Origin of the sequence: Acetanaerobacterium sp. MSJ-12 (assembly GCF_018917875.1) — a bacterium.
Classification (GTDB): Bacteria; Bacillota; Clostridia; order Oscillospirales; family Ruminococcaceae; genus Bittarella; species Bittarella massiliensis.
Map to the genome: position 1 here is coordinate 137,293 of NZ_JAHLPK010000007.1, position 16,521 is coordinate 153,813.

Genomic DNA, 16,521 nt, shown 5'->3' on the forward strand with positions numbered 1-16,521 from the left:
CCGCTAGTCCTTCTTGAAGGAGGTGAAGGCAAACGGCATGATCTCGGCAAAGGTCTTGACCATGTAGTCGCCGTTTCTGGCCACGGTGTAGACCGGGGCGTCGGGCTCCATGAACTCGCAGAGGAACTGCCGGCAGATGCCGCAGGGCATGGTGTCGCAGGTGTCGCCGGCGGCCACGGCCAGGGCGAGGATCTTGCGGGAGGAGCTGTTGGTCATCATGTTGATGGCCGCCGAGCGCTCGGCGCAGATGGTGGCGCCGTAGGAGACGTTCTCCACATTGAAGCCGGTGTAGAACTTGCCGTCCTCGCCCAGCACGCAGGCGCCCACGTGAAAGCCGCTGTAGGGCACGTAGGCCCCCTCGCAGGAAGCGATGGATTTTTCGATGAGAATCTTCTCTTGCTCTTTTGTCATGGAAATGACCTCCTCAAAATCAGGTGGCGGCCGGTGGGGCCGCCCGCTTGGGCCCGGTCGCGCCGGGCGGGCTGTCCTGCGGCCATTATAGCACACTTCTCTGGCTGGGAACAGCCCCCATCCCCCGCTGGAAAATTGGGGATTTCCTTGCAAACGGTTTCAAAATCTCCTATGATAGAGAAAACGCCACCAACTTGAAAAAGCAACCTGGGAGGGATCGGATATGGAAAGACGGCGGGACAAGACAAACTACTACCTGGACATCGCCGAGAGCGTGCTCACCCGCGGCACCTGCCTGCGGCGAAAGTACGGGGCCATCATCGTGCGGGACGACGAGATCATCTCCACCGGCTATGTGGGCGCGCCCCGGGGCCGCAAGAACTGCTGCGACCTGGGCTACTGCATGCGCAGCAAGCTGGGCATCCCCCGGGGGGAGCGCTATGAGATCTGCCGCAGCGTCCACGCCGAGGCCAACGCCATCATCTCCGCCGAGCGCCAGAAGATGATCGGCGCCACCCTCTACCTGGTGGGGCGGGAGTGCGAGGGGGGCGACTACGTCAAGAACGCCAGCTCCTGCTCCATGTGCAAGCGGCTCATCATCAACGCCGGCATCAAGACGGTGGTCATCCGCGACACCCGGGACGAGTACCGGGTCATCGACGTCCAGTCCGCCTGGGTGGACGAGGACGATTCCCTGACCGACGTGCTGGGCTACTGAATTTTCATCGACCGAGGGAGGAATACAGGATGGAGCGATTTTCCCATGCGGTGGTCATCGACCCCACCAATCTGACCGATGAGGGGCGGGCGGAGCTGCGCGCCCTCTGCGACCGGGTCGACTTTTTCGACACGGCCCCCGACAGCGAGGAGGAGACCGTCCGCCGGATGGCGGGGTGCGATGCCCTCTTTGTCTCCTACAAGACCCCCATCTCCGCCGCAGCCATCGCCTCCGCGCCGGGCCTGCGCTACATCGGGATGTGCTGTAGCCTCTACGGGGCCGACAGCGCCAACGTGGACATCCGCGCCGCCGAGGCCCGGGGCATCCCGGTGACCGGCATCTTCGACTACGGCGACGAGGGGGTCATCGAGTACGAGGTGGCCGCCCTGGTCAACCTGCTCCACGGCTTCGAGGGGCCCCTCTGGCGGGGGGAGCCGCGGGAGCTGGGGGGACTCAAGGTGGGCATCATCGGCCTGGGGACGGTGGGCATCAAGCTGGCCCGCGCCCTGCAGTTTTTCGGCGCCCAGCTCTACTACTTCAGCCGCACCCCCAAGCCCCAGGTGGAAAAGGAGTTGGGCATCCGCTATCTGCCCCTGAAGGAATTGCTGCAGACCTGCGACGCCGTCTCCACCCACCTGCCCCGGGGGACCCGCCTGCTGGGCCAGAAGGAGTTTGCCGCCTTCACCGGCGGGAAGCTGCTGCTCAACACCTCTTTGGGGGACACCTTCGACCGGGCCGCCCTCAAGGCGTGGCTGGCGGAGGACGGGGACAACTACTACCTCTGCGACGGCTGCGGCATCGGCGATGCCGCCCCCGAACTGGAGGGGCTGCGGGGGGTGCTGCTGACCCACCGGGGCTCCGGCGCCTCCCTCCAGATGAACCAGCGGCTCAGCCGCAAGGTGCTGGACAACGCCCTGGCCTTTTTGCAGGGCAGGTAGTCACCCGCTTTTCCCGCGCGGCGGCAGGGGCGCTCTCCCCCGCCGCCGCGCGTTTTTTCGGCCTCGCAGGACCCGGCCGCCAAAAGAGAGGACCCCTTCCGCCCCCGGCGGTATGATAGAGACAAGGAGTGGATTTCATGGAGTGGATCGAGCAACTGAACCTGGCCGTGCGCCATATCGAGGAGCACCTCGCCGGTGAACTGGACCTGGACGAGGCGGCCAAGGTTGCCTGCTGTTCGTCCTATCACTTTCAGCGGATGTTCAGCTACCTGGCGGGGGTCCCCCTCTCCGAGTACGTCCGCCGGCGGCGGATGTCCCTGGCCGCGGTGGACTTCTGCCGGGGGGAGGAGACGGTCCTCGACATCGCCCTGCGCTACGGCTACGCCTCCCCCACCGCCTTCAACCGGGCCTTTCAGGGCGTTCACGGCATCGCCCCGTCCCTGGCCAAAAAGGGCGGCGTGCCCCTGAAATCCTACCCTCCCGTCAGTTTCAAAATCACCGTCAAAGGAGTGGAGGAAATGAACTACCGCATCGAAGAGAGAGGCCCCATCCGCATCCTGGGGATCAGCGCGCCCCTGCACCGGGAGATCCAGCAGAACTTCACCGTCGTCCCCCAGATGTGGGAGCGGGCCGCGACCGACGGCACCATCCCCCGGCTGGCCGCCCTGATGGACACCCCGCCCATGGGGCTTTTGGGGGTCAGCGCCTGCGGCGACGAGGAGGAGTGGCGCTATTTCATCGCCGTCTCCTCCAGCCAGCCGGCGCCCGAGGGGCTGGAGGAGTACACCATCCCCGCCTTCACCTGGGCCGTCTTCCCCGGCGGCGGCACCGGCCGCTCCATCCAGGAGCTGGAACAGCGCATCGTCACCGAGTGGCTGCCCACCTCGGGCTACGAGTACACCGACGGCCCGGACGTGGAGGTCTATCTCAACCCCGACCCCCAAAACACCCAGTACGAAGTCTGGATCCCGGTGGTCAAGAAGGAGTCCCCCCGTGGCTGACGGCGCGCCGGAGCACTTTCTCGCCGCCCTGGGCGAGGGGGAGCGCCCTGTGGCCCAGGCCCTGATCCGGCAGCTCGCCGAGGGCGGGTGCCCCTGTACCCTTAAAGAGGCCAAGAGCGGGCCCACCCTCTCCTTCAAGCGGGGGGCCAAAGGGGGCACCCTGGCGGTCTTTGTCTGCCGCAAGTCAGGGGCCAAGGTGCGCCTCTACCCCCAGCGCGCCCTCGCCGACGCCGCCCTCCTCGACAGTCTGCCCGAGGGGATGAAGGACGCCGTCCGCCGCGCCGCCCCCTGCAAGCGGTTGGTGGGGAGCGGGGCCTGCACCCCCCGCTGTCCCATGGGGGTCTCCTTCTCCCTGGACGCACAGCCGCTGCAGCTCTGCCGGCACACCGCCTTCTTCTTTCCCCTGCGGGAGGAGACCCTCCCCGCCCTCCAGCACCTGCTCGCGAGCGAACTGCCCGTGTAGCGTCCGCAAAACGCCCCCGCCTTTTTATCACAAGGCGGGGGCGTTTTTGGCGGCCAAAAGCGCCGGGACCCGCAGGCCCCGGCGCTCTGGTTTGGAAAAAAGGGAGGTTTCAAATGCCCTTGCGGGCACTCACCTGCTCAGCACCCGGAACAGCTCGGTAAACACCCTGTCCCGGTCGATGCTGTAAATATAGCCCATCAGGTGGCGCAGGGAGCCCACCTCGTAGTAGCCGCTGTAAGAGGGCTGCACACTGGTGACCAGCCGGCTCTGGGCGAAATCGCCCTCCATCAGCCAGGCCACCGGGGCCACGTCCCAGATGATGCGGCTCCAACAGCCCTCCTGGTGGTAGATGGCCGCCTCCTTCTCGGTGACGTCGCAGAGGTAGTCGCAGAGGGGGTTTTTCCCCCGCAGCCAGTGCTCCAACTCGGGGCCGGTGACGGCCAGGGAGTTGGTGACCCCATTGCAGGGGCACTGTACCACCGGTAGGCCCGTCCCCAAAAGCACCCGCGCGGCGGCGATGTCCTGCAGAAGGTTAAACTCCTTGCAGTTGGGCCAGTCCCGGCTGTGGCCGCCCAGCCAGACCACTACGATCTTCTGGCAGATGGCGGGCTCCAGCAGCACGGCGGAGGCCAGGTTGGTGGCGGCGGCAATGCCGATCACATAGAGGGGTTCGTCGTCGGGCTGGGCCAGGGCCAACTCCACCAGCCGCCGGGCGGCTGGGGTGTCCTCCGGCTCGGTCTCGCCTTTTAGAAAGCGCTCCGCCCCCCGGTAGACCAGTTCGGCCTTCTCCTCCTGTCCCACCAATTTTAAGACCCGCAAAATTTCCTGGTAGGAGCGCTCCATCCCCAAAGCCGGGGTCTCGGCCTTGATGTTTTGGAAGGGAGCGGCTAAAATAGCCTTGAGGTCAAAGCGCTGGGGATTTTTGAGCAGGTAGGCCAGGGCGTACTGGTCGTCCACCTCGTTAAAGGTGTCGGTGTCCAGCACCACTGCCAGCCGCTTGCCCCCCTCGGGGCGCTGCAAGCGCCGGGCCAAAAAGTCGGGGCTGCAGGCGGATTGGGGCCATTCGCGGCCGTATCCGGCTTCAAAGTACTGCTGTAAAATGGGAGGGCAGTTCATCTCGTTTCCTCCTAATCGTCTGTTGTCAGGGTTTTACCCCGTCACGCAGCTGCACCAGCCGGCTCTGTTCCATGCCGTAGGCGGTCTCCACCTTCAGCTCGCCCGAAGCGATTTTTCCCTCCAGCTCACCGATGTAGTCGCGGGTCTCCTGGGGCACGTTTTTCTGGTAGTAGTCGTTTTCCGCCAGCACGGTGATCCCCTCTTTGACCCCCCATTTCACCTTGGTGCCGTAGGGCGTTTCCCCCTTGATGGTCTCGCCGATGGTCTTGTACAGAGAGGTGTCGTTGCGCTTGGTCATCGAGGTCAGGATGGTGTCGGCGATCCCCGGCTGGGAATCCACAAAGAACTCCCGCTGGTCGGCGTCCACCCCGATGCCCCAGATCCCCTTCTCCTGACAGGCGGAGAAGACGCCCAGACCGGCGCCGCCGGCCACCTGGTGGAGAACATCGGCCCGGTTTTGCTGAACCTGTACCAGGGCCAACTCCTTGGCCTTGGCGGTGTCGCTGAAACTGCCGATGTAGGAGCTGGCCACCTTGCCGTTGGGGTTGGCGTAGGTGGACCCCTGGATATAGCCCACCAGGAAGTCGTTGATCCCCACCGACTCCATCCCCATGACGCAGCCGATGGTCCCGGTACTCGACATCTTCTGGGCCAGCGCCCCGGCCAAAAATTCGCCCTGGTGCTGCATGTAGGTGATGGCAAAGACATTCTCCATCTTCAGGTCGTAATCCGGGTCGATGTCGAAGCCGATAAATTTTGTGTTCGGGTAGTCCTGATAGCACTGTTCCAGTGCCTCCACAAACTCGTTGCCGGTAAAAATCACAATATCGTACGCCTCGGCGGTATCCAGCAGGGTGGGGGTGATCTTGGCCTTGTCGGTGCCGTACTCTACGACCTTCGCTTTGATCCCGTGATCCTCCCCCGCCTTTTTCACACCGGCCCAGGCCAGGTCGGCAAAGGACTTATCACCCAAGGCGCCGGTGATAAAGGCCACGCTTTTGATTTCACCGCTGCCATCGCCTGCCCCGCTGTCGGTCCCCTTTTGCTCACCGCAACCGGTCAGCAGGATGCTGCCGGCCGTGACCAGAGACAAAAAAATAGCCATCTGTTTTTTCATGTTTTCTCCTCCTAAAAACCCAGTCCATATCCGCAGAGTGCCGGCGGCAGGCTGACCCTTCAGCCACCGCCGCCAGGCCGAACAATCTCATCGCAGGAAAGGAGCTCCGGATCACCCGCCCCGCGCCTCAAGAGGTCAGGCCTATTATAAAGCAAAAACGGAAACGGCTCTTAGGGCCATCGTCCCGAAACAATTCACAAATACGCTTGTTCTATTTTGTGTAAATTGCCATTTAGGAGGCTGTGCAAATGGAAACTCCCTATGAAATCATGCAGCGGGGCGGCTATCTTCACCGCTGGAAAGAGCTTGCCCTCCCCGCGGGAATGGTCCTTGCCTCGGTGGGGGAGATCTCCACCCACGTCCACTACCTAGTAGAGGGGTCGGTGCGCATTCTGCGCCCCCTCCCCAACGGCAGCAATTTGGCGGAAGAGGGACTGGGCCCCCACATCTTCATCGGGGACCTAAACGCCCTGGCGCCCCGCGGGTCGAGCATTGAAATCGTGACCGAAACCCCCTGCCTGGCGCTGAAGATCGGGGCCGGGGCGTTTGTCGACCTCCTCAAAAGCGACGCCGCCCTGGCCTTTTGGGAGGCCCAGTACTGCGCCCAGAGCATCGGCAACTACACCCAGATCGTCATCCACACCTTCGGCCGTTCGGTGAAAGACCGATTTGCCGAATATCTGTGGGGGCTCTGCGGTGGGCAGAAGAGGACCGTCCCCTTCCACAAGGGGGAGGCCGCCGACTTGCTGGGCAGCACCGTGCGGACGGTCAACCGCTATCTGCAGGCGTTTCAGAATGAGGGGATCCTGCTCTGCACAGATCGGTCCATCACCTTTTTAAAGCCCGGCCTACTCCGGCAGTACATCCAGCTCTAGCCCCTACGAGACCAGCAGCACCCCGTTGATCTCCAGGTGAAAGCGCAGCTTGAGGAAGTTTGCCGCCTTTTTGCACAGGACCATCCGCTGCATGAAAATCTCAAAGTAGTCCATCACGTCGGAGATGGCGCTGTCCAGTTCCAGCCGCAGGAGGATGACCGACCGGTCTTCGGAGAGCTGCAGGCTGCTGTTGGTGACGGCGTAGTTGACCCGGTCGTGGATCTCGTGGTGGCGCACCGGGCCCCGCACCCGGTTGCGGCGCACGTCCGACTTGTCGGCCAGGATCAGGGCTGCCGAGGCGGGGTTGACCGGCTGGGCCGTGCCCTCGTCGTGGTTGCCGATGGCCGCCACCACCGTGGCCACCTCCTCCGGCGCCATCCCCAACTCCTCCAGCAGGCGAAAGGCCATCAGCGCCCCCGACTGGGCATGGGCCACCCGGTTGACGGTGTTGCCAATGTCGTGCATGAACCCGGCGATGCGGGCCAGCTCCACCTCCCGGGGGGAGTAGCCCAGGGCCGCCAGCAGGTCGCCGGCCTTCTGGGCGCAGAGGGTCACATGGGCAAAGGAGTGTTCGGTAAAGCCCAGGGCCGAGAGCATCTCGTCCGCCTTTTGAATGTAGGTGCGAATTTTTGGGTTGCTGCGAATGTCCTCGTAGGTGATGGTGTTTTCGTTCATCCCGCTCCTCCTTCTCGGCTGCAGGGCGCAGCCACTCTGTTTTTAATGTTTGATGATAGCACCCATCCTATCCCGCGTCAAGCAAACAATTTTGCGCTTTGCCCCTTTTTTTCGAGAGGGGGTGTAACGCCGGGCCCCATTTTGACGACAGATAGGTGAAGACACCCCAACGGGCCCGACGGCCGGAGAGGAGGGAGCCGCCTTGCACCCCATCGAGCGCTTTTACCGGCAGTACCGGGACGATGTCTACCGCTACCTGCTGGGGCTGGCGCGGGACCCAAATCTGGCCGAAGACCTCCTCTCCGAAACGTTTTTGGAGGCGCTGCGGGCCCTCCCCGCCTTTCGGGGGGAGTCCACGGCCAAGACCTGGCTCTTCGGCATTGCCCGCAACGTCTGGCTGCGGCAGCTGCAAAAAGGGCGCGCCCACGCCCCTCTCGACGAGCGGCTGGGCCTCTACCTGGCCGACGGGCTGGACGACCTCTGCCGCCGCCAGACCCTGGCGCGCATCGGGGAGCTGCTGCACCGGCGGGGCGACCCGGCCGAAACGGTGGTGCGGATGCGGGCCGACGGCTGGCCCTACGCCGAGATCGCCGGGCGTCTGCAGATTTCCGAGGCGTCGGCCCGGGTGATCGATTTTCGCACCAAGCGCTGGCTGCGCGCCGCGCTGGAAAAGGAGGGATCGCTGTGAGCGGTGAACGAACCGACATCCCCTGCCAGGTCTGCCTGGACCTCTGGCCCCTGGTCTGCGACGGGGTGGCCAGCGAGGAGAGCCGCCGCCTGGTGGAAGACCACCTGGCCCACTGCCCGTCCTGCCGGGCCGAGACCGCCGGAGAGACCCCCTTTCTCCCCCCCTCGCCCCCCAGCGACGAGCGGGTGCTGGCCGCCCTGCGCCGCCGGCTGCTGGCTGGAGGGCTGCTGCTGGCCGGGCTGGGCTGCCTGGTGGGGCTCGCCATCACCTATTCGGCCAACATGTTTTACAACCTGATCCTCCTCCCCCTGGCGGGGGCGGCGGGGGCCCTGGCCCTGGGCAGGCGCTGGCCCTGGGCGCCCCTGGGCTGCTTTGGGTTGACCTACCTCTGGCTGTTTCTCCGCGCCGGCTGGGAACTGCTGACCCGCCCCGGGAGCACGGGGTGGGGGGAGGGGCTCTCCCTCCTCCTCTTCTCCCCCTTCTTGATGGCCCTGATCTACAGCCTGCTCACCCTGGTGGGGGCGGTGATCGCCAGGCTGTTGGCCTTTGTCTTTCGGCGGGAGCCCGACGGCCCCGCCCGACCCCACCACCCAGGAGGTGCAAAATGAACGCCAACCGAACCCGAAAGAAAACCGCCCTGAAAGTTCTGGCCCTGGCGGCCGCCCTGCTGCTGATGGCGCTGCTGGCCTTTTTGGCAAACGCCTTTGTGGGCAACCCCCTCTCTGCCTGGATGGCGCGGCGGGACATCGTCGCCTACGTACAGGCCTCCTATCCCCAGCAGGAGTGGCAGGTGGGGAAGGCCCGCTACAACTTCAAGTTCGGCGAGTACACCGCCCAGGTGCAGAGCCCCAACAGCGAGGACACCCACTTTGCCGTCTACTGGCGGGGCGGCCGGGTCAAGTACGACGACTACGGCACCTATGTCACCGACCGCTGGAACACCCGCCAGCGGCTGGAGGAGAGTTACAGCGCCGAGGTGATCCCCCTCCTCCAAGCAGTCCCCGGGTTGGAGGGGAACAGCTCGATGGTGACGCTGGGGGGCAAGGGCAGCTCCTCCGAGGCGGTCGTTCGCGCCCTGCCGCTGGACGTCCCCTTCTCCAAATCCCTCTCCGATCAGTGGGAGCTCACCATCCGCGCCGACTGGGAGGACGACTCCCTCCCCGCCCTGGCGGAGATGTTCGAGGCCGCCCACCAAAAGCTGACGGCGGCCGGCTGCACCTTTGCCCGCTACCACTTTTTCACCACCACCGAGAAGGGCACCACCATCATGATCGACGGCCTCACCCCCGCCGACATCGAGAGCGGCGAACTCCTCGCCCGGCTGGAGGCCGCCCAGCGGGAAGGGGAGGCCCGGGAAGAGGAGGAGCGCCAGCAGATGGAGGAGAGCGGCGGCCGGCTGGAAAAGGGGGAGCCCCTCGACGAAAACCGCCTCACCGTCTACATCCACCGCAAAGAGGAATAGTCCCCTGCCCAATCGAAGCCGATGGTAAAGCGGGCGGTGGGTACAGGCCCGAGAGGGGCGCCGTTCCGGTGCACCTCCACAAGGGGCGTCGAACTGTTGGGGGCGCGCCGCCCCTGCCGCCGGTCAACCGGCAAGTCGGGAGGCCCTTTCGCATCTTCCGCACTCCGAGACCGCCCTTCTTTTGCGCCGTTGGTCTTGGCGTACTTCCCTCCAGAGAGCCTGTTTGTCCCCCGGCAGGACCGGGGCTCTTGGGCGCTCGAGCGGCAGGCAAAGCGGCCCGCCCCCTGCAACAGGGGCGGGCCGCTTTTTTTGGCGCAGTTATGCGCTATCCCATCAGGCCGTTTGCGGCGATGAAGGCGTCCACTTCGGCGCGGTGGGGCATGGCCACCGAGGTGCCCATCTTGGTCACCGCCAGGTTGGAGACCGCGTTGCCGAAGGCGCAGGCCTCAAAGAGGTCCTTCCCCTCGGCCAGGGCGGCCACAAAACCGCCGTTGAAGGCGTCCCCCGCGCCGGTGGTGTCCAACACCGGCACGTCGTAGTTGCCAAAGAGCTGGTGGCGCTGGGGGGTCACCGCCAACACCCCCTGTTTGCCCAGGGTGATGACCACCTGACCCACCCCCTTGTCCAAAAAGACCTGGGCGGCCTTCAGGGCGTCGTCGGGGGTCTTGATCTCCACCCCGGTGAGGATGGATGCCTCCACCTCGTTGGGGGTGATCACGTCCACCTGGCGCAGCATCTCGTCGGTGATGGGCTGCACCGGCGCGGTGTTGAGCACCACTTTGGTGCCGCTGCGGTGGGCGATGTCGATCACCTTTTCCACCGCGTCCACATTGGTCTCCAGCTGGGTCAGCAGGATGCCCGCCCCCTCGATGAGGGGGGTCACCTGGGCGATGTCGGCGTCGTCAAAGGTGGAGCAGGCGCCCAGGGTCACCAGGATCTGGTTTTGGCTGGTGTGCTCATCCACCATGATGAGGGCCGCGCCGGTGGACGCCCTGTCGGTGACAAAGACGTGGGAGCGGTCCATCCCCTCGCCCTCCATCATCTCCAGGCAGACGTTGGCAAAGCTGTCTTTGCCCAACTTGGTCACCATCTCCACCTCGGCGCCGGCCCGCTTGGCGGCCACCGCCTGGTTAAAGCCCTTGCCGCCGGGCCCCATCTTGAACAGGTCGCTCTTGACCGTTTCGCCGGGCACGGGCAGGTGGTCCGCCCGGGCCATCAGATCCACCACGAAACTGCCGAATACCACCACTGGTTTTGCCATCGAACATCTCTCCCCTCACCGGCCCGCCGAGGGGCCGGGACACTTCTTGATAGACCCATTGTACCCTTCTCGGAGAGGCCCCGTCAACCGGTTGTAAAAACGTTTTTGCAAAATTGGAAATCTAGCCAAAAAAGGGGGCTTTCCTTGTGCAGGATGGCGCAAATATTTGCCGTGTTCGACCGGGTTTTACTCCTCCCCGGCGCAATGGTGACCCACCAGCAGGGCTGTTTGAGCCTTTTGTGCAGTTGGCAGACCGCACTTTTATGGTATCAAAAGGGATTTTTATTCTCTTCGCAGCGCCAAAGCTTTTCTGGACCCCCGGCACAGCCGGGGGTTTTCTCTGACAAAAAGGCGCCCTGCCGGCATCACTGCCGACAGGGCGCCCCCGCTCTCTTTTTTACTGGGCCCACTCGCCGTAGGTGGTCACGTCGATGGACTGGATCACCACGTCCTCTTTGGGCTTGTCGCCGGCGCTGGTCTCCACCTTGGAGATGGCGTCGGCCACCTCCTGCCCGGCGATGACCTGGCCGAAGACCGAGTAGCCGCCGTCCAGATGGGGGCTGCCGCCCTTCTCCCGATAGGCTTTAATGATCTCCTGCGGCCAGCTCAGCTGCTCCATCTGCTCCAGCAGCGAGGGGTCCACCTTGTCGCCGGTGACGATGAAGAACTGGCTGCCGTTGGTGTTGGGGCCGGCGTTGGCCATGGAGAGGGCCCCCACAAAGTGGCGCAGGTCGCCGCTGACCTCGTTTTCAAAGACGCGGCCCCAGATGCTCTGGCCGCCGCGGCCGGTGCCCTCGGGGTCGCCGCCCTGGATCATAAAGCCCTCGATCACCCGGTGAAAGATGACTCCGTCATAGTAGCCGTCCTTGGCGTGGGTGAGAAAGTTCTCGCAGGCCTTGGGGGCCTTTTCGGGGAAGAGGACCAGGGAGATGTCCCCCTGGTTGGTGTGCATGACGGCCACAGGCGCGTCCTGGGCCGGGGTTTGAAACTGCATAGGCATCTTGCTTCCGCTCTCCTTTTTGTCCGTGCCGCACCCGGCGAAGAGCAGGCTGCAAGCCAGCGCCAGCGCCAGGGGGACAGACCAAATTTTTTGATTCATTGCGCGCCCTCCCGATTGGATTGCAACCCCTATCCTACCCTGTTTTGGCGGCAAATGCAAGAAAATGCGGGCGCTTTTTGGCAAATTGGGGCGGCCGGAGACGGGGGTGAAAAATGGCTGCCTTTTTCTGTTGACGAACCCCCTGCAAAGAGGGTACAATAAGGACAGGGAGAAGGCGCCGGCGACCGGCCGCCTCCCGCGCAAAGGCCCCTGCAAGCAGGGCCCCTTGCCCATCAGCAAATGAGGAGGTCATTCCCATGGCCCAGGATTTTGAGCCCCTTTCCGAGGGCAGCGAGAACGAGCAGGAGACCGGCGAGCCCTATATCGTCACCATGAGCGACGAGGACGGGTGCGAGCACAGCTTTGAGCTGGTGGACTCGATGGAAAAAGACGGTGTCCTCTACACCGCGCTCATCCCCATGTACGACCAGCCCCAGGAGATGCTGGAGAGCGACGGCCAGCTGGTCATCATGAAGTCGGAGGAGGACGAGGGCGAGGAGGCAGTCTTTACCCCCATTCAAGACGACGAGGAGTTCGGCGAGATCGCCCAAATCTTCATCGAGCGCTTGAGCGACCTCTACGACATCGAAGAGGAGGAATAACCCCCTTTTCCCCCGGGAAAGCTGAAGAGGATAGAAGCGTAGCTCCCCTCCCCCGTGCGGTTTCCCGAATGCGTATCTGAAAATTCATCTGTCGGTGGCAAGGATCATCTGACTTTCTGGCCCCGTCCGAGGCGTAAAGCACCTATTTCCCCAAAGAAAATGGGTGTAGCCTCGAAGGTCATCTCTGCCGGTGGCAGGCCCCATTTATCTTCTGACCCCGTCTGAGGCATAAAGCCCCCCCCATTTTTCCGTAGAAAAAATGAGGGTGTCCTCGAAGGTCACCTCTGCCGGTGGCAGACCCCATCTATCTTCCGACCCTGTCCGAGGCGTAAAGCCCTCATTTTTTCCATAGAAAAAATGAGGGTAGCCTCGAAGAGTATCTCTGCCAGTGGCAGAGATACTCCGTCCTGCGGTGTTCGACTTGTTGCAGCCTTTTATAATCCTACAAGTATGTAATTGGAAGGTCGTCTCTTCTCACCAACTGCAGACCTCCCCCGCAAGGGGACGAAGGGAGCGCGCGGTGCGAAGGAGCCCGTATCCACCCTGTTTTGAAAAAAGCGGGTTTTAACTTGGCTGCAGACGGCATCGCGGGATTTTTGTTGCCATTTTTGCCCCGGCAACGGGCGTTTTTCGACGATTCGAGAGAGGAGTGGAGCCCATGTGGCTGGACAGACAGGCCCTCGTCATCGGCCAGGAGGGGTGCGACGCCCTGCGCCGCAGCCGGGTGGCCGTCATCGGCATCGGCGGGGTGGGCGGCGCGGCGGCCGAGGCCCTCTGCCGCTGCGGCATCGGCGACCTGCTGGTGATGGACCACGACCGGGTGGACGACACCAACCGCAACCGCCAACTGCTGGCCACCGCCGAGACCGTCGGCCGGCGCAAGGTCGCGGTGCTAGGGGAGCGGCTGCGCGCCATCAACCCCGACTGCCGGGTGGAGGAGCGGGACTGCTTTCTTGACGCCGATACCCTGCCCGAACTGCTGGCCTGGCGGCCCGACTACGTGGTGGACTGCATCGACACCGTCACCTCGAAGCTGGCCCTGATCGAGGGCTGCCAGGGGGCCGGTACCCCCCTGGTGTGCTGCCTGGGCACCGGCAACCGGCTCGACCCCACCCAGTTTCACCTGGGCGACCTCTACGATACCGGCGGCTGCGGCGACCCCTTGGCCCGGGTGATGCGCTCCCTCTGCCGCAAGCGGGGGATCGAGCGGCTGGAGGTGGTCTACTCCACCGCCCCCGTCATCCGCCCGCCGGAGGGGTTTGCCGGCGACTCCCCCCAGGGGCGGCACTCCCCCGGCAGCGTCTCCTTTGTCCCCCCGGTGGCCGGATACACCCTGGCCTCGCTGGTGGTGCGGCGGCTGCTAGGCCTTCCCTGCTAAAAGGAAAAGGCAGACCTCATTTTCTCCACCGTCTGCAAAAGCGCTCCCCCACCCCAGTAAATGGGGATGGGAGAGCGCTTTTTCTACTGCCGCTATTCCCCGTCGATCTTCTGGAACTCCAGAGTGTAGCCGTTGGGGTCTTTTAAAAAGAAGGAGTAGACCGGGAAGCGGGGGTGGTGGCAGGGCCCCTCCCCTAGGGTGGGAAGGCCGGCCGCCTGCAGCCGGGCGTAGACGGCGTCCACCTCGGCCCGGTCGGCGCAGTCAAAGGAGAGACAGACCCCCTGGGCCAGAGGGCGGCCGTCGCCGTAGTCCACAAAGCCCAGGCAGCCCCGCCCGGTGTCCACGATGAACTGGCCCTCCCCCTCCTGGCGCAGGGAAAGGCCCAGCGCCCCGGTGTAAAAGCGGCGGCAGGCCGCCAGATCACAGGTGGGGAAAAAGGCGGTCAGCCCGGTCATCTTTCCGCCTCCCCCTCGTTCTTGCGGCGGCGGAGGTAGGCCTCTAAAATGAGGGTGGCGGCCACCGCGTCCACCGTCTCCTTGCGCTTTTTGCCGCGGACGTTCTGCTCGTTGAGGATGCCGATGGCCGAGACGGTGGTCTGCCGCTCGTCAAACAGGTCCACCCGGATGGGGGTGGCGTTGAGCCGCCCGGCAATCTTGCGGGCCACCTTTTCACAGAGTTCGGCCCGCTCGCCCCGGCTGCCGTCCATGTTTTTGGGCAGTCCCACCACGATCCGCTCCACCCCGTTGTCCAGGGCAAAGGCCACGATTTCCTTGACGGTCTTGTCCAGCCCCGGCTCGCAGATGACCCCGGCCGGACGGGCCAGCATCTCCCCCCTGTCGCAGAGGGCCAGGCCGGTGCGCACGTCCCCGTAGTCCACCCCCAAAATGACCATCTTCTCTTCCCCCTTTGCCCCTACTTGCGGCTGTAAAAGGTGCCGCCGTGCAGAATGGTGCCCGCGTCGATGTGGCCGGTGTAGCCCTGAAATTCCGCCTTGCCGGGAATCTGGTCGCCGGCAAACACCAGTTTGGAGACGCCGCCGTTGCGGACCCACTCCACCTGGCCCAACCCCTCGACCGGCAGCCCCAGCGCCGCGGCGATGCAGGAGCGCAGGGCGCACCCGTGGGAGACCACCGCCAGGGTCTTGCCCGCGTTCTGGGACAGGATGTCCTCCACCGCCGCCGCGCAGCGCGCAAAGACCTGGCGCATGGTCTCGCTGCCCTCGACAGCGAAGTTCCAGGGCTCGCTCTGCCAGGTGCGAAAGGCCTCGGGGTAGTCCCTCTCCAGCTGGTCGATGGGCTGCCCCTCCCAGACGCCGGCCGAGATCTCCTTGATGCGCTCGTCGGTGTAGAGGGGGATCTCCCGCCCGCCGACAATGGCCGCGCCGGTGCGGACCGCCCGCCGCAGGGGGGAGGAGATCACCTTGTCCAGCTCCACATCCTCAAAGTAGTCGGTGAGGTTTTGGCACTGGATCTCCCCCTGGGGGCTGATGTCGGTGTCGATGGCGCCCTGAAAGGTCCGCTGAATGTTTCCCGCGGCCTGTACGTGCCGCACAAAGTAGATGGTGGTCATGGCTACACAACTCCAATTCTCGCAGGGGCGCTCCTCCGCAGGGCGCCCCCTGTCTCTCTTCTCGGTCCTATTTTATTTGAGGTAAAAGCCCACCAGCTGCCCCTCTTTGTCGAGGCTGATGGTGTACTGCACCTTTCCCCGCTCGTACTTGGCGATGAGCAGCACCACCACATAGGGCTCGCCGCCGTCGTCCTCCCTGCCCACCACCTCCTCGGCGGTGTACTCGCTGCGCTCTCCCAGCTCGGGGCCGCCCAGCCCCTCCCAGGCCTGGCGCAGCTTCTCTTCCAGCTGGTCGTCCCGAAGGTCCGGCCGCCAGCACGCCACCAGCCCCTGGTAGTCCTCTTCCTCCAGCAGCTGGGAGGCGGCCTTGGCCTGGGCGATCACCTCGTCGCGCGAAAACCCCTCGGGCAGTTTGCCGCCACAGCCGCTCAGGCAGCCCAGGGCGAACACCAGCGCCAGGGCGGTCCCCAGCCATTTTTTCACCTGCATCCTCTCTTCCCCTTCCTCTCTCTCCTCCGGTCCCCGATCATCCAGGCGGCGAGCAGCGCCGCCACCGCCAGCAGTCCGCCCTCGATCCCCCAGAGGGGCAGCCCCGCCAGGGAGCCCAGGGCGGCCAACAGGTCCACCAGGGTGTGCAGGGCAAACGCCGCCAGCAGCGGGAGCGCCCGATGCCTGCGCACCCCGGCAAAGACCAAGCGGGTGGCCGCCAGGTGGACCGGCAGGGCAGCCACCCGCTCCACCCCTGCCGCCAAGAGCCCCCCAGCCCCGGCGGCCAGGGTCAGACCTGGGGCCGCCAAAAGGGAGAGGAGGAGGGGCAGCCCCACCAGGGACAGGGCCTCCAGCCCCCAGTGGCCCAGGCCGAAGGCCATTGCCTCGCCGCAGCCGGTGCGCCCTTTCAGCAGCAGCCGGGCCGCCAGATAGCGGCCCCCCTCCTCAAAGAGGGCGGCGGTGAGGGCCAGGAAGAGAGCGTAGAGCCAGGGGCTGCGAAAGGCCAGCAGGGCCAACCCATCCCATTCCCTAAGCCAACCCAGCAGGGGGATGCGCAGCAGCAGTTGAAAGAGAGAAAGGTCCCCACCCCGGCCAAGAAGGGACGAAGGAGGGCCCGCCGTCGCGCCAGCAGGTAGAAAAGCGCCCCCAGGGGCAGCCCC

At 64.7% G+C, this 16,521-nt stretch carries 21 protein-coding genes; 10 read left to right on the plus strand and 11 right to left on the minus strand.

All coding sequences use genetic code 11. From position 1 onward, the window contains the following. Nucleotides 1-3 precede the first annotated feature (3 nt). The gene (cdd, locus tag KQI11_RS09395; protein ID WP_185916335.1) at nucleotides 4-411 is read right to left on the minus strand and encodes a cytidine deaminase; all 408 of its coding nucleotides are present in this window, start codon (nucleotides 409-411) and stop codon (nucleotides 4-6) included. Between the two features lie 223 nt (nucleotides 412-634). Between cdd and KQI11_RS09400 the strand changes: the two genes are divergently transcribed. From KQI11_RS09400 to KQI11_RS09415, 4 genes are all read left to right on the plus strand, one after another. Further along, nucleotides 635-1,129, plus strand: a complete 495-nt coding sequence (locus KQI11_RS09400) for a deoxycytidylate deaminase (protein WP_021660367.1) — start codon at nucleotides 635-637, stop codon at nucleotides 1,127-1,129. 29 nt (nucleotides 1,130-1,158) lie between these two features. Then, complete coding sequence (locus KQI11_RS09405) at nucleotides 1,159-2,067, plus strand: NAD(P)-dependent oxidoreductase (RefSeq protein WP_216401931.1); 909 nt, start codon at nucleotides 1,159-1,161, stop codon at nucleotides 2,065-2,067. A 137-nt stretch (nucleotides 2,068-2,204) separates the two neighbouring features. Then, complete coding sequence (locus KQI11_RS09410) at nucleotides 2,205-3,068, plus strand: AraC family transcriptional regulator (RefSeq protein WP_216401932.1); 864 nt, start codon at nucleotides 2,205-2,207, stop codon at nucleotides 3,066-3,068. Further along, on the plus strand, nucleotides 3,061-3,531 hold the full coding sequence (locus KQI11_RS09415) for a hypothetical protein (protein ID WP_185916339.1): 471 nt from the start codon (nucleotides 3,061-3,063) through the stop codon (nucleotides 3,529-3,531). Before KQI11_RS09410 ends, KQI11_RS09415 begins: the two co-directional genes overlap by 8 nt. 129 nt (nucleotides 3,532-3,660) lie before the next feature. Here the strand turns inward: KQI11_RS09415 and KQI11_RS09420 are convergent, their stop codons facing one another. Continuing rightward, on the minus strand, nucleotides 3,661-4,647 hold the full coding sequence (locus tag KQI11_RS09420) for a nucleoside hydrolase (protein WP_185916340.1): 987 nt from the start codon (nucleotides 4,645-4,647) through the stop codon (nucleotides 3,661-3,663). 25 nt (nucleotides 4,648-4,672) lie between these two features. Beyond that, nucleotides 4,673-5,764, minus strand: a complete 1,092-nt coding sequence (locus KQI11_RS09425) for a BMP family ABC transporter substrate-binding protein (RefSeq protein WP_185916341.1) — start codon at nucleotides 5,762-5,764, stop codon at nucleotides 4,673-4,675. A gap of 248 nt (nucleotides 5,765-6,012) precedes the next feature. Here KQI11_RS09425 and KQI11_RS09430 point away from each other — a divergent pair, with 248 nt between their 5' ends. Then, nucleotides 6,013-6,639 (plus strand): Crp/Fnr family transcriptional regulator, encoded by a 627-nt coding sequence (locus KQI11_RS09430; RefSeq protein ID WP_185916342.1) that lies wholly within the window; start codon nucleotides 6,013-6,015, stop codon nucleotides 6,637-6,639. Between the two features lie 3 nt (nucleotides 6,640-6,642). Here KQI11_RS09430 and KQI11_RS09435 read toward each other — a convergent pair whose 3' ends face one another. Then, the gene (locus KQI11_RS09435) at nucleotides 6,643-7,314 is read right to left on the minus strand and encodes an HD domain-containing protein (RefSeq protein WP_059003639.1); all 672 of its coding nucleotides are present in this window, start codon (nucleotides 7,312-7,314) and stop codon (nucleotides 6,643-6,645) included. A 202-nt stretch (nucleotides 7,315-7,516) separates the two neighbouring features. Between KQI11_RS09435 and KQI11_RS09440 the strand changes: the two genes are divergently transcribed. Genes KQI11_RS09440 through KQI11_RS09450 form a run of 3 tightly spaced genes read left to right on the plus strand, consistent with a single transcriptional unit; the run spans nucleotide 7,517 to nucleotide 9,464 of the window. Continuing rightward, on the plus strand, nucleotides 7,517-8,002 hold the full coding sequence (locus KQI11_RS09440) for an RNA polymerase sigma factor (RefSeq protein ID WP_216401933.1): 486 nt from the start codon (nucleotides 7,517-7,519) through the stop codon (nucleotides 8,000-8,002). Beyond that, nucleotides 7,999-8,610, plus strand: coding sequence for a zf-HC2 domain-containing protein (locus KQI11_RS09445; RefSeq protein ID WP_216401934.1), 612 nt, complete (start codon nucleotides 7,999-8,001; stop codon nucleotides 8,608-8,610). Before KQI11_RS09440 ends, KQI11_RS09445 begins: the two co-directional genes overlap by 4 nt. Beyond that, the gene (locus tag KQI11_RS09450) at nucleotides 8,607-9,464 is read left to right on the plus strand and encodes a YfjL-like protein (RefSeq protein WP_216401935.1); all 858 of its coding nucleotides are present in this window, start codon (nucleotides 8,607-8,609) and stop codon (nucleotides 9,462-9,464) included. Before KQI11_RS09445 ends, KQI11_RS09450 begins: the two co-directional genes overlap by 4 nt. 325 nt (nucleotides 9,465-9,789) lie before the next feature. On the opposite strand, the gene rbsK is transcribed toward KQI11_RS09450, so the two are convergent. Both rbsK and KQI11_RS09460 read right to left on the minus strand, forming a co-directional pair. Continuing rightward, on the minus strand, nucleotides 9,790-10,725 hold the full coding sequence (gene rbsK, locus KQI11_RS09455; protein WP_216401936.1) for a ribokinase: 936 nt from the start codon (nucleotides 10,723-10,725) through the stop codon (nucleotides 9,790-9,792). 397 nt (nucleotides 10,726-11,122) lie between these two features. Next, nucleotides 11,123-11,824: a peptidylprolyl isomerase gene (locus KQI11_RS09460; protein WP_216401937.1), complete on the minus strand. Its 702-nt coding sequence runs from the start codon at nucleotides 11,822-11,824 to the stop codon at nucleotides 11,123-11,125. Nucleotides 11,825-12,081: 257 nt separating this feature from the next. On the opposite strand from KQI11_RS09460, the gene KQI11_RS09465 reads away from it, so the two are divergent. Both KQI11_RS09465 and KQI11_RS09470 read left to right on the plus strand, forming a co-directional pair. Next, a complete protein-coding gene (locus tag KQI11_RS09465) occupies nucleotides 12,082-12,426 on the plus strand; it encodes a DUF1292 domain-containing protein (protein WP_185916348.1) in 345 nt (114 codons plus the stop codon). Between the two features lie 658 nt (nucleotides 12,427-13,084). Then, the gene (locus tag KQI11_RS09470) at nucleotides 13,085-13,804 is read left to right on the plus strand and encodes a tRNA threonylcarbamoyladenosine dehydratase (RefSeq protein ID WP_216401938.1); all 720 of its coding nucleotides are present in this window, start codon (nucleotides 13,085-13,087) and stop codon (nucleotides 13,802-13,804) included. A gap of 92 nt (nucleotides 13,805-13,896) precedes the next feature. Here the strand turns inward: KQI11_RS09470 and KQI11_RS09475 are convergent, their stop codons facing one another. The 5 genes from KQI11_RS09475 to KQI11_RS09495 all read right to left on the minus strand — a co-directional run bounded on the left by KQI11_RS09475 (nucleotide 13,897) and on the right by KQI11_RS09495 (nucleotide 16,377). Next, nucleotides 13,897-14,259 (minus strand): VOC family protein, encoded by a 363-nt coding sequence (locus KQI11_RS09475; protein ID WP_216401939.1) that lies wholly within the window; start codon nucleotides 14,257-14,259, stop codon nucleotides 13,897-13,899. Next, nucleotides 14,256-14,696, minus strand: a complete 441-nt coding sequence (gene ruvX / locus KQI11_RS09480; protein ID WP_021660347.1) for a Holliday junction resolvase RuvX — start codon at nucleotides 14,694-14,696, stop codon at nucleotides 14,256-14,258. The genes KQI11_RS09475 and ruvX overlap by 4 nt, the downstream gene beginning before the upstream one ends. Before the next feature lie 20 nt (nucleotides 14,697-14,716). After that, nucleotides 14,717-15,373: a histidine phosphatase family protein gene (locus KQI11_RS09485; RefSeq protein WP_185916350.1), complete on the minus strand. Its 657-nt coding sequence runs from the start codon at nucleotides 15,371-15,373 to the stop codon at nucleotides 14,717-14,719. Nucleotides 15,374-15,445: 72 nt separating this feature from the next. Further along, nucleotides 15,446-15,862, minus strand: coding sequence for a DUF3887 domain-containing protein (locus KQI11_RS09490; RefSeq protein WP_216401940.1), 417 nt, complete (start codon nucleotides 15,860-15,862; stop codon nucleotides 15,446-15,448). After that, nucleotides 15,853-16,377, minus strand: coding sequence for a YhfC family glutamic-type intramembrane protease (locus KQI11_RS09495; RefSeq protein ID WP_216401941.1), 525 nt, complete (start codon nucleotides 16,375-16,377; stop codon nucleotides 15,853-15,855). The genes KQI11_RS09490 and KQI11_RS09495 overlap by 10 nt, the downstream gene beginning before the upstream one ends. Nucleotides 16,378-16,521 lie beyond the last annotated feature (144 nt).